This is a genomic window from Streptomyces sp. NPDC057702, from assembly GCF_042799315.1.
GTDB lineage: Bacteria > Actinomycetota > Actinomycetes > Streptomycetales > Streptomycetaceae > Streptomyces.
The window spans coordinates 99914-115117 of record NZ_JBHVJC010000021.1 but is presented as its reverse complement, the minus strand read 5'-3'; the positions used below and the strand labels follow the sequence as shown (position 1 = coordinate 115117).

At 75.0% G+C, this 15204-nt stretch carries 11 protein-coding genes; 9 read left to right on the top strand and 2 right to left on the bottom strand.

Features of this window, described 5'->3' with window-relative positions:
• The first annotated feature begins 66 nt into the window (after nucleotides 1–66).
• The 5 genes from ACFVFR_RS17975 to ACFVFR_RS17955 all read left to right on the top strand — a co-directional run bounded on the left by ACFVFR_RS17975 (nucleotide 67) and on the right by ACFVFR_RS17955 (nucleotide 6924).
• Nucleotides 67–588, top strand: a complete 522-nt coding sequence (locus ACFVFR_RS17975; RefSeq protein WP_383702590.1) for a hypothetical protein — start codon at nucleotides 67–69, stop codon at nucleotides 586–588.
• 179 nt (nucleotides 589–767) lie between these two features.
• Complete coding sequence (locus tag ACFVFR_RS17970; RefSeq protein ID WP_383702587.1) at nucleotides 768–2561, top strand: asparagine synthetase B family protein; 1794 nt, start codon at nucleotides 768–770, stop codon at nucleotides 2559–2561.
• Between the two features lie 129 nt (nucleotides 2562–2690).
• A complete protein-coding gene (locus ACFVFR_RS17965; protein WP_383702585.1) occupies nucleotides 2691–4082 on the top strand; it encodes an aldehyde dehydrogenase family protein in 1392 nt (463 codons plus the stop codon).
• 505 nt (nucleotides 4083–4587) lie between these two features.
• Complete coding sequence (locus ACFVFR_RS17960) at nucleotides 4588–5505, top strand: LysR family transcriptional regulator (RefSeq protein WP_383702583.1); 918 nt, start codon at nucleotides 4588–4590, stop codon at nucleotides 5503–5505.
• A gap of 300 nt (nucleotides 5506–5805) precedes the next feature.
• Nucleotides 5806–6924 carry an MFS transporter gene (locus tag ACFVFR_RS17955; protein WP_383702675.1) on the top strand — a complete coding sequence of 373 codons (1119 nt, stop codon included), beginning with the start codon at nucleotides 5806–5808 and terminating at the stop codon, nucleotides 6922–6924.
• A 90-nt stretch (nucleotides 6925–7014) separates the two neighbouring features.
• On the opposite strand, the gene ACFVFR_RS17950 is transcribed toward ACFVFR_RS17955, so the two are convergent.
• The gene (locus tag ACFVFR_RS17950; RefSeq protein WP_383702581.1) at nucleotides 7015–8259 is read right to left on the bottom strand and encodes a serine hydrolase domain-containing protein; all 1245 of its coding nucleotides are present in this window, start codon (nucleotides 8257–8259) and stop codon (nucleotides 7015–7017) included.
• A gap of 334 nt (nucleotides 8260–8593) precedes the next feature.
• Complete coding sequence (locus tag ACFVFR_RS17945; RefSeq protein WP_383702579.1) at nucleotides 8594–9733, bottom strand: amidase domain-containing protein; 1140 nt, start codon at nucleotides 9731–9733, stop codon at nucleotides 8594–8596.
• Between the two features lie 752 nt (nucleotides 9734–10485).
• Between ACFVFR_RS17945 and ACFVFR_RS17940 the strand changes: the two genes are divergently transcribed.
• The 4 genes from ACFVFR_RS17940 to ACFVFR_RS17925 all read left to right on the top strand — a co-directional run bounded on the left by ACFVFR_RS17940 (nucleotide 10486) and on the right by ACFVFR_RS17925 (nucleotide 15019).
• Nucleotides 10486–12084 (top strand): alpha/beta hydrolase, encoded by a 1599-nt coding sequence (locus ACFVFR_RS17940; protein WP_383702577.1) that lies wholly within the window; start codon nucleotides 10486–10488, stop codon nucleotides 12082–12084.
• Nucleotides 12085–12119: 35 nt separating this feature from the next.
• A complete protein-coding gene (locus ACFVFR_RS17935) occupies nucleotides 12120–13310 on the top strand; it encodes a serine hydrolase domain-containing protein (RefSeq protein ID WP_383702673.1) in 1191 nt (396 codons plus the stop codon).
• Between the two features lie 107 nt (nucleotides 13311–13417).
• Nucleotides 13418–13981, top strand: coding sequence for a GNAT family N-acetyltransferase (locus ACFVFR_RS17930; protein WP_383702575.1), 564 nt, complete (start codon nucleotides 13418–13420; stop codon nucleotides 13979–13981).
• A gap of 63 nt (nucleotides 13982–14044) precedes the next feature.
• Entirely contained in the window at nucleotides 14045–15019 is a 975-nt protein-coding gene (locus ACFVFR_RS17925; RefSeq protein ID WP_383702573.1) for an SDR family NAD(P)-dependent oxidoreductase, read from the top strand.
• Nucleotides 15020–15204: the final 185 nt, after the last annotated feature.

Here is a 15204-nt window from a genome sequence, read left to right as displayed (position 1 = left end):
GCCGCGCGCCCGTACCACCCGGGGCAGCCACTGCCCGCCGACCGCACACCCGAGGACCACACGCGCATGATCCGGCCACGTGACATCGGCTACACGGACGAGCTGCTCGCCGATGACAGCGTCCACCGCAGATACGAGGACGGCCGCCAGGAGTGGCGTCGTCGCGGCGACGGTGGCGTCGTGCACTGGCACGACGACCGGGGCGCGACGGGCACCGACGAACTGCTCGGCCAGCGCGTCATCAAGCGTGTGGACGCCGATGGGCGGGTCACCTACGGGCGGGACATCGGCTACGGCCGGACCCTGTGGGGGCGTGGCGAGACGGTGCTGGTCAACCGCACCTCGCTCGGCGGCAGAGCCGGTGTCGCGCTGGCCGCGCTCGGGGTGGCCGGTCTGGCCGTCACCGCCGCGCAGCTTCCCCCCGCGCACCTGACGCCCGCCGAGGAGGAGGCGTTGCGCCAGCAGCAGGCGGCCCAGGGAGCGGGCGGCGGTGGGGGTGGCGGTGACGCGGGTGGCGCGGAGGAGGAGGGCTGGGAGGGGAGCTGGGAGGCGGACGACGGCGGCTGGAGCGACGACGACTTCGGCTGATCCGCGCGCACGCGCCCCGCGAACCCGCGCCCGCGTCGGCCCACCGACGCGCACCGCGCACGCGACGGCGTAGCGGGCCCGGCTCTCGCGCCGGCCGGTCAGCGACCCCGGTCGGCGCGCGCCGACCCGGACCATCCCACCCGTTCACCCCGCACACCGATCAGGGAGAGGAGCCTGACATGGCTCGCCTGTGCGCCTGTCTGGCGCCCGACGCCGACCGGGCCCGCGCCCACCTCGCCGCGATGGGCGCCACCCCGGGCGCCACTCGGGACACCGTCGCCGGCGCGGCGCCACCCGGCCCGACCGGCTCCGGTGGGGCGGCCGGGGCCGGGTTGGTGTGGGACGAGCCGGGGCACGCTACCGGCCCCTTCGTCGCCGACGGGGTGACCGGTGTCGGCGAGGTCACCGTGCACAACCGTGGCGAGCTGCTGGCCGCGCTGGCGACGGTGGGCGCGGCGCCGCCGCCCGGCTGTGCCGACGGCGAGTTGTTGCTGCGCTGCTGGGCGCGGCTTGGTGAGCGGGGCGTCGCCCTGGCCGAGGGCATGTTCGCGCTGGCCGTCCTGGACGGCACCGACCTGTTGCTCATCCGCGACCACGTGGGGGCCCGCACCCTGTTCTACGCCCGCGCCCAGGGTTGTTGGGCCGCGTCGTCGTCGCTGCGGGCGCTGCGTCGGTGGCCGGCGCTGGGTACGGGAGTGAACCTGGCGGCGGTGCGCTCCTTCCTGACCTTCGCCTACCTGCCCGGGGACGAGACGCTGCTGCGCGGCGTGCGCGAGGTGTTGCCGGGCCGGGTGGTGCGGCTCACGGCGGGGGGCGAGGTGGTGGAGCGGGTGTACTGGGAGCCGCGTGAGCGCCTGGCCGACCCGGTGTCCGACGACCCGTCGGGGCCGGTGTTGGCGCTGCGCGCCGCCCTGGAGGAGGCGACGGCGTGCCGCCTGCCCGAGGGCGCGGCCGTCGGGGTGCTGCTCTCGGGGGGAATCGACAGTTCCCTGGTCACGGCCCTGGCGTCGAAGCTGCACACGCACCCGGTGCACACGTACTCGATCAGTTTCGGCGACGGGCTCCCACACGAGCTGGGCTATTCGAGCCTGGTGGCCGCGCACTGCCACACCCGTCACCGGGTGTTGACGGTCTCGGGCGCGTCGGTGGCCGCACGGCTGGCGGACGCGGCGGCGTTACTGGACAGTCCGGTGGGTGACCCGTTGACGGTGCCCAACCTGATGCTGGCCGAGGCGGTGGCGGGTGACGGGCTGCGGGTGGCGCTCAACGGGGAGGGCGGCGACCCGGTCTTCGGCGGTCCGAAGAACCTGCCGATGCTGGTCCACGAGATGCACCGCGACCCGTCGGGGGCAGGCGAGGACCGGGCCACGGCGTATCTGCGCTCGTACCGCAAGTGCTGGAGCGACCTGCCGGAGTTGCTGACGCCCGAGGCGCTCCGCGCGCTGGCCGACGCGCCCGCGCCACAGCGGTTCGTCGAGCCGTACCTGAGCGGCCCGGAACGCATGGAGTACCTGCTCAACCAGTTGTTGCACTGCAACCTGCGGACCAAGGGCGCGCACCACATTCTGACCAAGGTGGAGCGGCTGACCGCCTCCCAGGGTGTGCAGGGCCGCTCACCCCTGTTCGACCGCCGGGTCGTCGACCACGCGTTCGCCACCCCGCCGGGGCTCAAGCTGCGGGGCACGGTGGAGAAGTGGGTGCTCAAGGAGGCCGTGCGCGACCTGCTGCCGGCCACCGTGGTCGACCGGCCCAAGAGCGGGATGCGGGTGCCGGTGCAGCAGTGGCTGAGCGGGCCGCTCCGCGAGCTCGGCGGCGACCTGCTGTTGGGGCGGGCCGCGCGGCAGCGAGGGTTGTTCCGACCGGAGACGGTGCGCACCTGGATGCACGGCGAAGGCACCCTGCTGCCCCGCCAGGGGAGCAAGTTGTGGCTGGTCCTCACCCTCGAACTGTGGTTGCGCTCCTACGCGTTGTGAGGCGCGGCACGGTTCGCGGCGGGCCCGGGCGTCGGGCCGTCGAGCGGGGGTGGGCCGCGTGAGTGGGGCGGGGCGGGGTGGGACTGGGTTGAGTTGGGTTGGACGAGTCGACATCTGGAGGACGTGGCCATGAGTACCCCGACATCCGAGGCGGGTTCGTCGCCCCTGCTCGATCCGCGTACCGGGCGCGTGCGGGCCGTGGCGCGGGCGGGGCGCGAGGCCGAGGTGGGTTCGGCGCTCGCCTCGGCACGCGCGGCCTGGCCGGCCTGGCGGGAGTTGACGCCCAGGGAGCGCTCGCGGCGGCTGGACCGGTTGGCCGCGCTGATCGAGGAGCACGCGGAGTCGTACGTGGCCCGGGAGCGGGCCGGGACGGGCAAGCCGGTCGCGGAGGCGGCGGGCGAGGTGGAGCAGGTCGCCGACCTGGTGCGGTTCTACGCGTCGGCGGCGCGTGCCCAGCTGACGCCGGCGGCCGGGCGGCTGGTGGCCGGGCACGAGAGCTGGGTGCGCTGGGAGCCGCTGGGTGTGGTGGGGGTGATCGTGCCGTGGAACTATCCGCTGATGATGGCCGCCTGGCGGTGCGCGCCCGCGTTGGCGGCGGGGAACGTGGTGGTGGTCAAGCCGGCACAGACCACACCCGACGCGCTGGAGCTGCTGGCCGAGCACGCCGACCAGGCGCTCGGCCCGGGCGTGTTGCTGACGCTGCCCGGCGACCGGACCACCGGGCGGCTGCTGGTCGAGGCGGAGGTGGACATGGTGGCCTTCACCGGCAGCCAGCCGGCCGGGGTGGATGTGGCGGCCCGAGCCGGCGCCCGGCGGGTCAGTCTGGAGCTGGGCGGCAACGCGCCCGCGCTGGTGCTGCCCGACGCGCCCGAGGACACCTGGGACCAGCTGGCCCGGGCCTGTACGTACAACGCCGGGCAGAGCTGTGCGGCCCCGGCCCGGGTGATCACGTTGCGCGAGCACTACGAGGTCGCCGTCGAGCGGCTGACGGAGGCGATGGCGCGGCGGGTGGCGGGGCGGGACTTCGGGCCGCTGAACAACGCCGACCAGGCGGCGCGCTACGACCGGCTCGTCGCGGCCTCGCGCGCGGGGCGCGACGAGCGGGCACCGGTGGCACCGCCGGCGGGTGAGGAGGGTGGGTTCTGGCGCGGGGCCCGGGTGTTGGCCGATGTGCCGGACGATGACCCCACGGTGGTGGAAGAGGTGTTCGGCCCGCTGTTGACCGTCCAGTGGGCCCCGGACGTGGAAGGAGCCCTGCGGATGGCCGGCGGGGTGCCGCAGGCGCTGGCGGCGAGTGTGTGGACACGGGACGTGGGGGCGGGTCTGGAGCTGGCGGGCCGGCTGGACGCGGGCGAGGCGTGGGTGAACTGCCATCTCGTCCAGACCGCCGAGCTGCCGCACGGAGGCCGGGGCGCCTCGGGCCACGGCACAGACCTGAGCGTGCTGGCGCTGCACGAGTACCAGCGGCCCAAGACGATCACCGCCCGGCTGGCGCTCGGCCCCGCCCGCGCGGGCGCGTAGCCCACTCGGCAGGGGCGCGCGACCGCCGCCGTGTGGCGGCGCCGACCCTCGGCCTGGGGAGACCGTCGCGCGGGCCCGCCCCGGGAGGACCGGGACTCGGCGTGGGGGCCCGTCTCCCGGGCGGGCGGGCCCGTCCCCCGGGGCGGCGGCCCGTGCTCCACCCTCCCGGGGCGTCCGGCCCGTCGGACGGAGCGGGCCACGGGCTGTCGCGGGCACGTGGGCGGCGTACGGGGTACGGCGTACGGCCGTGAGGTTCCCCCCACGGATCGGCGCCGTACGGGGCTCGGGGGGCCCGCCACGCGGCTCGTAGGGGCGGCTGCCGCCTGTCGCCTGCCACCCACGGGCTCCCACGCGTCGCGCCGCGCCAGCGTCGGGGTGCGCCGTACGGGACGTGGCGCGGTTGGCGGCTGTGGCCTTACGTGGTCAGGGGGCAGGGCGTACGCGGCGGGCGGGCGCGGCTGCCGGCCCGGGCGGGAGGGTGTTCGCCCGAGGTAGGGTCGGACGGGTGCTGGAGCGGCTGGAGATCGAGAGCTTTGTCATCCTCGCCGAGGAGCTGCACTTCGGGCGGACGGCCGAGCGGCTCCATGTGTCGCGGGCCCGGGTGAGCCAGACGATCCGGGGCCTGGAGCGGCGGATCGGGGCTCCGCTGTTCGAGCGCACCAGCCGCAGCGTGCGGCTGACTCCGCTCGGCCGGCGGCTGCACGCGGAGGTCGAACCGGGTTACCGGCGCATCGAGGACGCCCTGGAGCGGGCGCGGGCCGAGGCCCGAGGGGTGGACGGGGATCTTCCGGTCGGCTACCTGGGCACGGCGGCCGGGGAGTTCGTCATGGACGTGGTCCGCGCGCTGGCCGGCCGGCATCCCGGCACCGAGGTGCGCATCCACGAGACGCAGATCAAGGACATGTTCGGGCCGCTGCGGACGGGTGAGGTGGACGTGCTGGTCACCCAGCTTCCGGTCGTCGAGCCCGACCTGGTGTGCGGGCCGGTCGTGCTGCGGGTGCCACGGATGCTCGCCGTCGCGGCCAACCATCCGCTGGCCGGCCGTGCCACGGTCCGCGTCGAGGACCTGGCGCGGGACCGGGTCTTCGCGTGCGGGGGCACGGTGCCGGAGTACTGGCAGGAGCACCTGGCGCCGTCGCTGACTCCCGGTGGCCAGCCGGTGCGGCGCGGCCGGTCGGCGGCCACACTCCAGGAGACGCTGGCGATGGTCGGCGCGGGGCAGGGCATCTCACCGGTGGGCGCGGACGTGGCCCGCGCGTACACGCCCCGGGGCGTGCTGTACGTGCCCTTCAGTGACGCGGAACCGTTGGAGTACGCGCTGGTCTGGCGCGCGGCCGGCGACAGCGCCCGGGTCCGTGCCTTCGTCGAGGTGGCCGAGCGGGTGGCCCGGACCGCGACGGAGCCGCGCGCCGGGGGTGGCTAGGCATCGGTAAGCCCGGCTTACCGGTGGTTGCGCGAACCGGGGCTGTTTCCGCGCCGACCGACGACCAGTCTGGAGGGCGTGAACCACGATCCTTCGCATCCTCCCCTGACCGCCTCCCGCCCCGCCGCGCCCGCCACGGCCGCGGCGCCCCCCTCGACGCCCCCCGACGCCCTGTCACCGCCGCGTGAGCCGGCTCCGCCGGCGCCCGTCGACCCCTCGGCCCTGGCTCCGGCCGCGACAGGTCGGCCGGCTCCCGACGGGGGGCGTACGGGGGGCCGGGCCGCGCTGTTCACCCTGGCGTTGGGAGCGTTCGCCGTGGGGACGACCGAGGTCGTCATCGCGGGGCTGTTGCCGGAGGTGGCGGCCGGTGTCGACGTCTCGCTGACCAGCGCGGGACTGCTGGTGTCGGGGTACGCGGCGGGCATGGTGGTCGGCGCGCCGCTCCTGACCGTCGCGGGAGCCCGGGTCGCCCGCCGGAGTCTGCTGCTGTGGCTGGCCGGGCTGTTCGTCGTGAGCAGCCTGTTGAGCGCTATGGCGCCCGGATTCGCGGTACTACTGGTGGGTCGGGTGCTGTCCGCGCTGGCCGGTGGCGCCTATGTGGGGATCGCCGCCGTGGTGGCCGCCGACGTGGTCGCCCCGCAGCGGCGGGCCAGCGCGATCGCCACCGTGTTCATGGGGCTGAGCCTGGCCAACGTGGTCGGTGTGCCGGGGGGCACCGCGCTCGGACAGGCGTGGGGGTGGCGGGCCGCGTTCTGGGCGGTCACCGGCATCGGCGTCGTGCTGCTGGTGGCGCTGGCGCGGTACGTGCCGCGGACTCCGGCGCCGACCGGGGTGGACCCACGGCGGGGGTTCGCGGTCTTCCGGCGCGGCCGGGTGTGGCTGGCGCTGGCGGCGACGGCCTGCGGCTGGGCCCCGTTCCTGACCGTCCTGACCTACATCTCGCCGCTGCTCACGGACGTCACCGGGTTCTCCACCCACGCGGTCCCGCTGATGCTGGTCCTCGTCGGCGTCGGCATGGTGGTGGGGACGCCGCTGGCCGGGCGGCTGGCGGACCGTGCGCTGCTGCCGACGCTGTTCGGGGCGCTGGCCGGGGTCACGGTGGTCTCCGCCCTGCTGCTCGCCGCCGTCCACAGCAAGCCCGCCGCGATCGTCGGCTTCCTGCTCTTCGGGCTGGTGGGTGCCGCCGTCATCCCGCCGCTCCAGACCCGGGTGCTGGCGAGCGCCGACGGGGCGGGCGACCTGGCCTCGGCGGCCAACATCTCCGCGTTCAACGTCGGCAACGCCGGTGGTCCGCTGTTGGCGGGCGGGGCGTTGTCGGCGGGGTGGGGCCTGACGGCCCCGCTGTGGATCGCCGCCGTGCTCGGCGCCGTCGGGCTGGCCCTGGCCGCCGCCGGTCGGCGCGCGGAGCGGACGGGCTGAGCCCCGGGGCGCCCCACGGTGCCTCTCGCGCGCCACCCGTGTCCGCCTCGGGTGGCGCGCGGCGCGGACCGCCGGTGGGCCCGGCGGGGGCTACGTCCCGCAGAACTCGGCCTCCACGACCTGGGGGTAGGCACCGCCCCAGTCGCCGTTGATGTGCACCGACAACGCGTGCTCGCCGTGCGCGGTGGCCAGCGTGGTCGACAGGGAGCCCTGGATGGCGCCGTTGTGGCCCCACAGGTCGCCGCAGGAGGTTCGCTGCTTCATGAGCCCCAGGCCGTAGGAGAACGGCGTTCCCTCGATCGGCACGGTGGTGGTCATCTGGCGTAGCTGGCGCGGCGCCAGCAGTTCGCCCGAGAGCAGTGCCCGGTAGAACCGGTTGAGGTCGCGCGTGGTGGAGACGATCTCGCCCGCCGCGCCGGCGACGGTGGGGTTCAGGTCGGTGACGTCGTAGGTGGGGTCGCCCGGCTGGCCGTGTCCGCCCAGTGTGCCGGTCAGCTTGGAGTAGGCGCGGGCGCTGGGTGCGGGCAGGCTGGCGGCGGTGCCGGGGAGGGTGGTGCCGGTCAGGCGCAGCGGGCGCAGGACGCGGCGTTCGACCTCGCGCGCGTAGGGGTGGCCGGTGGCGGCCTCGATGACCATGGCGGCCACGACGTAGTTGGTGTCGGAGTAGTGCCACCCGGCGCCGGGGGCGAAGTAGGGCTCATGGGACATGGCGATCCCCACGATGTCGCGCGGGCTCCAGGTGTCGTAGCGGTGGCGGAGGAAGTCGGTGCCAAAGGCCCGACGTTGGACGTCCGCGTCGTCGGTGTAGCTGTAGATCCCGCTGGTGTGGCCCAGAAGCTCGCGCAGCGTGATGCGCCGGCCGTCGTGACCGTTTCCGCGTACCAGGCCGGGCAGCCAGTGGTCGACGGTGTCCTCCAACCGCAGCGTGCCCTCGCCCACCAGCTGGAGGGCGACCGTGGCGGTGAAGGTCTTGGTGATCGAGCCGACGCGGAACCGCTCGTCGGCCTGGCGTGGTGCGCCGGTGTCCAGGTTGGCGGTGCCCGCCTGGCCGGTCCAGGTGGCGGGTCCCTGGCTGGCCCGTGCGAGCACGCCGGGCGAGCCGCCGGCGACGACCGCGTCGATGGCCCGCTGGGTCGCCTGGTGGTCGCCCCGGGTCGCGGCCGCATGGTCGGGGGCCGCCGCGTTCGCCGTGGCGGGCAGCGCGCAGGTCAGGGCCAACACGGTGGCCAGGACCGCGGTGCGGGCGCCGGTTCGGCGACGGGCGGTGGGGGTGAGCGACCCGGCGTCGGACCGGGGTCGGAAGAGGCGGCGGGGGTGGCGTTCGCGCTGGTGCACGGGTCTCCTGCGGGCTCGGTGGGTGTGGCTGGGATGCGGGACCAGCCTCGCCGAGTGGTGCGCGCGGCGGCAGCCGGCACTCCCCCGGCGCCGACGGCCGCTACCCCCACGGCCGGGCGGGGGTTTACCCCCGCCGCCCCGTGCCCCACCGCGCCGGTCTCGCGCGCCAACGGCCGGGCCCCACCGGTGCCGTGGCGCGGCACCGACGGGGCCCGGGACGGTGTGCGGCCCGCCCGGGTGGCCGCGCGGCAGCGGCGGCCAGTGGCGGGCGGTCGGTCCGCGCACCGCCCCACCGGCGGTCAGCCGGCGCGGTGCGGGCTCCGCCTCATCCGCGTCAGACGCGGTAGGCGTAGTAGAGCGAGTTGGGGTAGGACGCGATGATGCTCGCCACCGACTTCCGGTAGGTGTTGACCGAGTGGTACGTCAGGTACGGGACGCCGCTCGCACTCCGGTAGGTCGTCAGCATGGTGTGGTCCTTGGACCCGTCCCGGTCGAAGTCCATCTGCATGACGTCGCCGACGCCCATGTCGTAGACGTTGGCCAGGTTGGTCGCCCGCTTGTGGTGCAGGGTGAACCAGGACCACTCGTTGGCCCCGACCCACGACAGGCTCTGGTACGAGGAGTCGTACCACCAGTTGCGGTAGTCCGCGTAGTCGCCGGAGTCGTGCTTCCAGCCACCGACCTTGAGCGCCTGGCTGACGAAGTTGGTGCAGTCCCCGCCGGCGTCGTTGAACTTGCGGTAGGCCGGGTTGTAGTTCTGCCAGTACTTCTCGGCGTAGGTGGCCATCGCCTTGTAGTCGAGGCCGGCGGTCCCGGGCGGCTTGTTCTGGGGCTTCGCGGGCTTCTTCGTCGCGGCGGGCTTGGCGCTGGGAAGCGCGTTGGCCGCGGCCACCGGCGCCACGGCGGGCGCGTTGATGGCCACCGGCCCCTCGTCGGTGGAGCGCAGGCCGATCAGCTCCCAGGTACCGCCCGCCTTGCGCGCCAGGGTCAGCTCGTGGTGGGCCTGGAACCCGGTCGTCGCGGGCTCGTCACCACGGATCTTCTTGTAGCGCAGCGTGGTGGTCTCGGTGACCTGGACCGTGGCCCGGTCGCCTCGCACACTGGCCTTCTCGACCGTGGCCTTCGTGTCGCCGGAGCTGTACGCCTCCCCCAGCGCGGCCAGGCGCGCCTTGCGCTTGCCGAGCGAGGAGACGGCGCCGTCCTCGGAGCGCGCGAGCTTCGTCGACAGGCGCACGCCGCCGTCGCCGAGCTTGGCGGCGCGGCGCGCGGACTTGCCGTCGACGACCGCGGTCGTACGCTCGGAGAGTACGGCGTCCGCGATGCGGCTGAAGGTCGCGATCGTCGCGGCGTCCGCGCCGCGCGGCTGTGCCTTCGCCCCCTCGGCCGCGCTGGCGGCCGACGCCGGCAGGAGCACGGCGGAGACGGCTACCGTCAGGGCCGCCCCGACGGCGGATCTGAAGGTCTTAGGTATCACGTTGTTTCCCCTTGTCACCCCGGCCCGGTCGAGCCGGGGACGGAATCTTCGCATGAACTCCCGCTTTCTGGAGGCTTTGTGGGGGGATTGTGGATCAACCACCAAATGAACTGTCGCCCCGGCACCTGACGGGGCTCGCCCGAGCGGCGCGGCCACGGGCGGCGCGGGCCGGCGACGCGCCTAAAGCCTCGCGCCATACGCCGCGAAGTCGGGTAAAAGGGTGGAAGCTCACTAAAGCTCCCATCATGGGAGGGAGAACCCGACACCCCGAGGAGGCATGACATGTCGTCCAAGCGACGCCGCAAGAAGAAGGCCCGCCGCAAGCACGCCGCCAACCACGGCCGGCGCCCCCAGTCCTGACCCGGCCCCCGGGCCGCGTCCGGGGCGCCCCACGGGTCCGTCGCGCGCCCACGCGCGGCGGACCCGTCTTCGCGTGCCGCCGGCCCGAGGGTCGGGCTGAGGGCCGAGGTGAGAAGGCGGGGTCCGGTGCTCGCCTTCCGGGGCTCGGACGACTGGGCGGCCACCCTGCTCGCCAGCTCGCCGGCGAGCGGAGCTCGCCCCCGGTGCGTACGGACCCGGGCTAGCAGATCACCGACAGCCCCCGCAGCCCGCCAGCCCGCCAACCGTGCGGGGGGTGGCCCCCGTTGGCACCGGCCAGGTGGCCTGATGGTCCCGCCGCGTCCCCCCTTCTAGCGTCATCCAGGTCGTCACCACCTGCTCGACGACGGTCCCTTTCGCTTCGAAGGAGCACGATGCGCGTCGCGTCAACGGTCACCGCCACACTCGGGCTGACCGGCTTGCTGGCGGGAGCGGTTCCCGCGCTGGCCCACACCGCCCCACCACCCCGGTCCGCGCCCACCGCCGCCTCCGCACCCCACTCGCCCGCCGCCAGCGCCGCCTACCAGCGGCAGCCTCTGGACTGGGGCCCGTGCTCGGCCGGGCAGAGCGCGCTGCGGGCGGCGGGGGCCGAGTGCGCGCGGGTGCGCGTACCGCTGGACTACGCCGACCCGGGCGGTCGCACGATCGAGATCGCCATCTCGCGGATCAGGGCCAAGGACCCGGGCCAGCGGCGCGGCATCCTGCTCGCCAACCCGGGCGGGCCAGGAGGGACCGGGCTGGACTACCCGCTGGCCCTGCGGCCCACCCTGGGCACGGTGGCGGACGCGTACGACCTTGTCGGCTTCGATCCGCGCTTCCTCGGCGAGAGCAGCCCGCTGTCCTGCGCCCCGGCCGCGCCGACGACTCCGCCGGGACCCACGACCAGTCCCCGGCGGGACTTCGAGGCGTCCGTACGCGCCGCCCGGGACACCGCGCGGCGCTGCGTGGAGCACGGCGAGAACGCGACGCTGGCGCCGCACGCCTCCACCCGTAACGTCGCCCGGGACATGGACACCATCCGGGCCGTGCTCGGCGAGCGGAAGCTGTCGTACTACGGCGTCTCCTACGGCGCCGACCTGGGGGCGGTGTTCACGCAGATGTTCCCGGCGCGCGCCGACCGCGTCGTCATCGACTCCTCGACCGACCCGGCGGCCACCCAGTACGAGCTGTTCCAGCGGGCCGGCGAGCCGCTGGAGGAGTCCCTCGACGAGTGGGCCACCTGGGCCGCCGAGCGGCATGCCACCTACCGGCTCGGCGCCACGCGTGCGGCGGTCCGCGCCAGCGTGCTACGGGTGCTCGACCACGCCGAGCGGCGACCGCTGGTCGTCGACGGCCAGCGGTTGGACGCCCCGTTGCTGCGGCTGCTGCTGCGTCAGTTCATCCAGCACCAGGAGCACGACGCGATGCTGGCCAGCGTGGTGCGGGACCTGGTCGCCGCGGACGCCGGTGAGCTGACGAAGCCCGGCCCCGAGCTCGCCGGTCTGCTGGAGCTGCTGCGCTCCCCCGACCTGGCCGACAGCATGGTGGGCGGGGCGCTGTTCATGTGCGGCGACGGCGGGTGGCCGGCCGGTGGCTGGCCCAAGAAGCCGTCCACGTACTGGAAGAACGCGCAGCGCAGCCGGGCGACGCAGCCGGTCTTCGGACCGTTCGTCAACGGCATGATCGCCCCGTGCGCCTTCTGGGGCGCCGAGCCCGCCGAGCCGGGCACCCGGATCGGCAACGACGTGCCCGTCCTGATGCTCCAGGCCCGGCGCGACAACAACGTGCCCTACGCGGGAGCGCTGGCCCTGCACCAGAAGCTCACCGGTTCGCGCCTGATCACCGCCGACATCCGCGCGCACGGCGTCTACGGGCGGGGCAACGACGGCCTGACGCCCGTACCGTGCGCCGATCGGGCCGTGAACGCGTACCTGGGTGGTGGCGCGCTGCCCGCCACCGACCGGACCTGCGCCCCGGCCGGGGCGCGAGGGTGAGCGCGGCCAAGCCGGCCTTCAGCCGGCGTACGGGGATGTCGGCCGCCGCCGCGCTGCTGGCCGGCGCCTCCCCGGCGGCGGCCAGTGCCGCCACCGGACCAGCGCGCGCCGGTGACCGGGCCCACCTTGACCCGGGCCTGCAGCGCGACGTGGACGCCCTCCACGCGACGGGGGCCACCGGCGTGCTGGCCGAGGTGCGGTCGGCCACTGCCCGCGCGGCGGCACGGGCCGGTGTCGCCGACCTGAGGTCGGGTCATCCGGTGCCGTGGGACGCGTACTACCGGATCGGCAGTGACACCAAGACGTTCACGGCCACCGTCGCCCTGCAACTGGTCGGCGAGGGCAGGCTCGCCCTCACCGACACCGTCGAGCGCTGGCTGCCGGGCCTGGTGCGAGGCAACGGCAACGACGGGCGGCGCATCACCGTGGCCAACCTGCTGCGCCACACCAGCGGCCTCAACGACCACCTCGCGGTCTCGGGCGGCCAGGCCCCCACGCCCGAGGGCTACCGCGAGGGGCGCTTCACCTGGCGCACGCCCCGTCAGCAGGTGGCCGCCGCGCTCAGCGAACCACCGCTGTGGCTGCCCGACGCGGACGACCCGGCCGGCGAGCGGCGGTGGTCCTACTCCAACACCAACTACGTCCTGGCGGGCCTGGTCATCGAGCGGGTGAGCGGCCACCCGTGGGCGCGGGAGGTGCACGAGCGCATCATCGAGCCGCTGGGCCTGCGCCACACCCTGATCCCGGGCACCTCACCGTACGTGCCACAACCGACGGCCACCGCGTACACGGCCTTCCCCGACGGGAGCGGCCTGACGGACACGACGCTGGCGCACGGCGGATACGCGGACGGTTCGCTGATCAGCACGCCGCGCGAACTGGCCACGTTCCTGCGCGCGCTGTTCGGCGGTCGCCTGTTGCGGCCGGCCCAGCTCGCCGCGATGCGGCAGACGGTGCCGGCCGAGGACTGGATCGCGGCGAGCGGGGTGCGCTACGGGCTGGGCATCGCCTGGCGGCCGGCGCGCGGCAGCGCCGAGGGGCTGTGGTTCCACGGCGGTACCCACCTGGGTGTGGTCTCCGAGAGCGGCGTACGGCCCGACGGCTCGCGGGCCGCCAGCGCCGCGATCTTCACCCTGCGGATGACGGGCGATCCGACGGACGCGCAGGCCAGGGCTGCGCTGCGGCTGGTGGACAACGCGCTGGCCGGCACGGACGCGAGCGACTGAGCGATTCCCGCCGCCCGCCGTTTCGGGGCGCGCCCCGGGACGGCGGGCGGCGGGCACCCCGATCCGTTGCTGATAATGGTTTTCATGTCCGGTGTAGGGTGTGCGCCATGGATCGCGACACCACCTCCCACCGCGTGGGCCCCTACGAGCTGCGCGCGGCCCGGTCGACGGACACGGAAGGCGCCCGACGGGTCATGCTGGACACCTTCTACCGCGAGTTCGGGTACGGCTACGTACCGGCCTGGCACGCGGACGTCGTCGACATCGAGGGCGCCTACCTCAAGGATCCGCGCCATCTACTCGTCGTGGCGGTCCACGACGGGCGGGTGGTGGGCACCACCGGACTGCTCTCCCGTGGCCCCGCGCACCCGCCGCACCCCCGCTGGCTGGCCGAGCGCTACCCCTCCGGCTCCACCGCGCAACTGGTGCGCGTCTACGTCACGGAGGAACACCGCAGGCACGGGCTGGCGCGGGCCATGGTGCGTCGGGCGTGCGACTTCGCCGCCGCGACCGCCGGATACGACTGCGTCTACCTGCACACCAACGTCAACATCCCCGGCGCGCGGGGCTTTTGGGACAGCGTCGCCAAAGAGGTCTTCGACGCCAGGTCCACCGGCGAGCACGGGCCGGGCTTCGGCACGGTGCACTACGAGATCCCGCTGCACCCGTGAGGCCCGCCCCCGCACGGGCCCACGTTTGCCTTCGAGCGCTCTCCAACCCCTAGCGTGCGCGACATGACAGCGCCTTCCCAGCACACCGTGGGGTCGGAGTTCGACGCCCACAGCACCGCCGCCGACGTCCTGCGCGAAGTGGACCTCACCGGCACCCTCGCCATCGTCACCGGCGGCTACTCGGGGCTCGGGCGCGAGACGACGCGCGCGCTCGCCGGCGCCGGCGCCCACGTGATCGTCCCGGCCCGGCGACGCGACGCCGCCGAGCGGGCCCTGGAGGGCATCGCCGGCGTCGAGGTCGACTCACTCGACCTCACCGACCCGCACAGCGTGCGCGCGTTCGCCGCGCGCGTGCTGGACTCGGGGCGCCCCCTCGACATCCTCGTCAACAACGCCGGGATCATGGCCTGCCCCGAGACCCGGGTCGGCCCCGGGTGGGAGGCCCAGCTCGCCGTCAACCACGTGGGGCACTTCGCGCTCACCAACCACCTGTGGCCGGCGCTGGCCCGGCGCGGCGCGCGCGTGGTCTCCGTGTCGTCGGCCGGTCACCACCTCTCGGACATCCGCTGGGACGACCCGTGGTTCACCCGCGGCTACGACCGGTGGCTGGCCTACGGGCAGGCGAAGACGGCCAACGCGCTCTTCGCCGTACATCTCGACGCGCTCGGCCGCGACGCGGGCGTGCGGGCCTTCGCCCTGCACCCCGGCGCGATCCTCACCTCGCTCCAGCGCCACCTGACGCGCCAGGAGATGATCGACCAGGAGTGGATCGACGAGGCGGGCGCCCCCGCCGCGAGGTTCAAGACCCCGGAGCAGGGCGCGGCGACCCAGGTGTGGGCGGCCACCTCCCCCCGCCTGGCGGGCCTGGGCGGCCTCTACTGCGAGAACTGCGACGTCGCCGAGATGTTCCCCGAGGGCGCCGTCCCGATGAGCGGCGGGGTCCGCGACTACGCCGTCGACCCGGACCAGGCGGCGCGGCTGTGGGCGCTGACGGCCGAGTGGGCGGGCGTGGACGCGTTCGCCACCGGGGCAGCGTGAGCGGCCGGGCGGGGTGAAGGGCCGGGCGGGGTGAACGGCCGGGCCCGCGCGGTCCACGCGCCGGGCGCACCTTCCCCGGTGGGGCCGCGGCCGGCCCCGGGTCGCTTGAGCGGGGCGAGCGGGGCCGACAGCCGGGGAGCCGTCGGGCGGGGAGCCGGGCCGCGGGAAGCACGCGCCGGTCACCG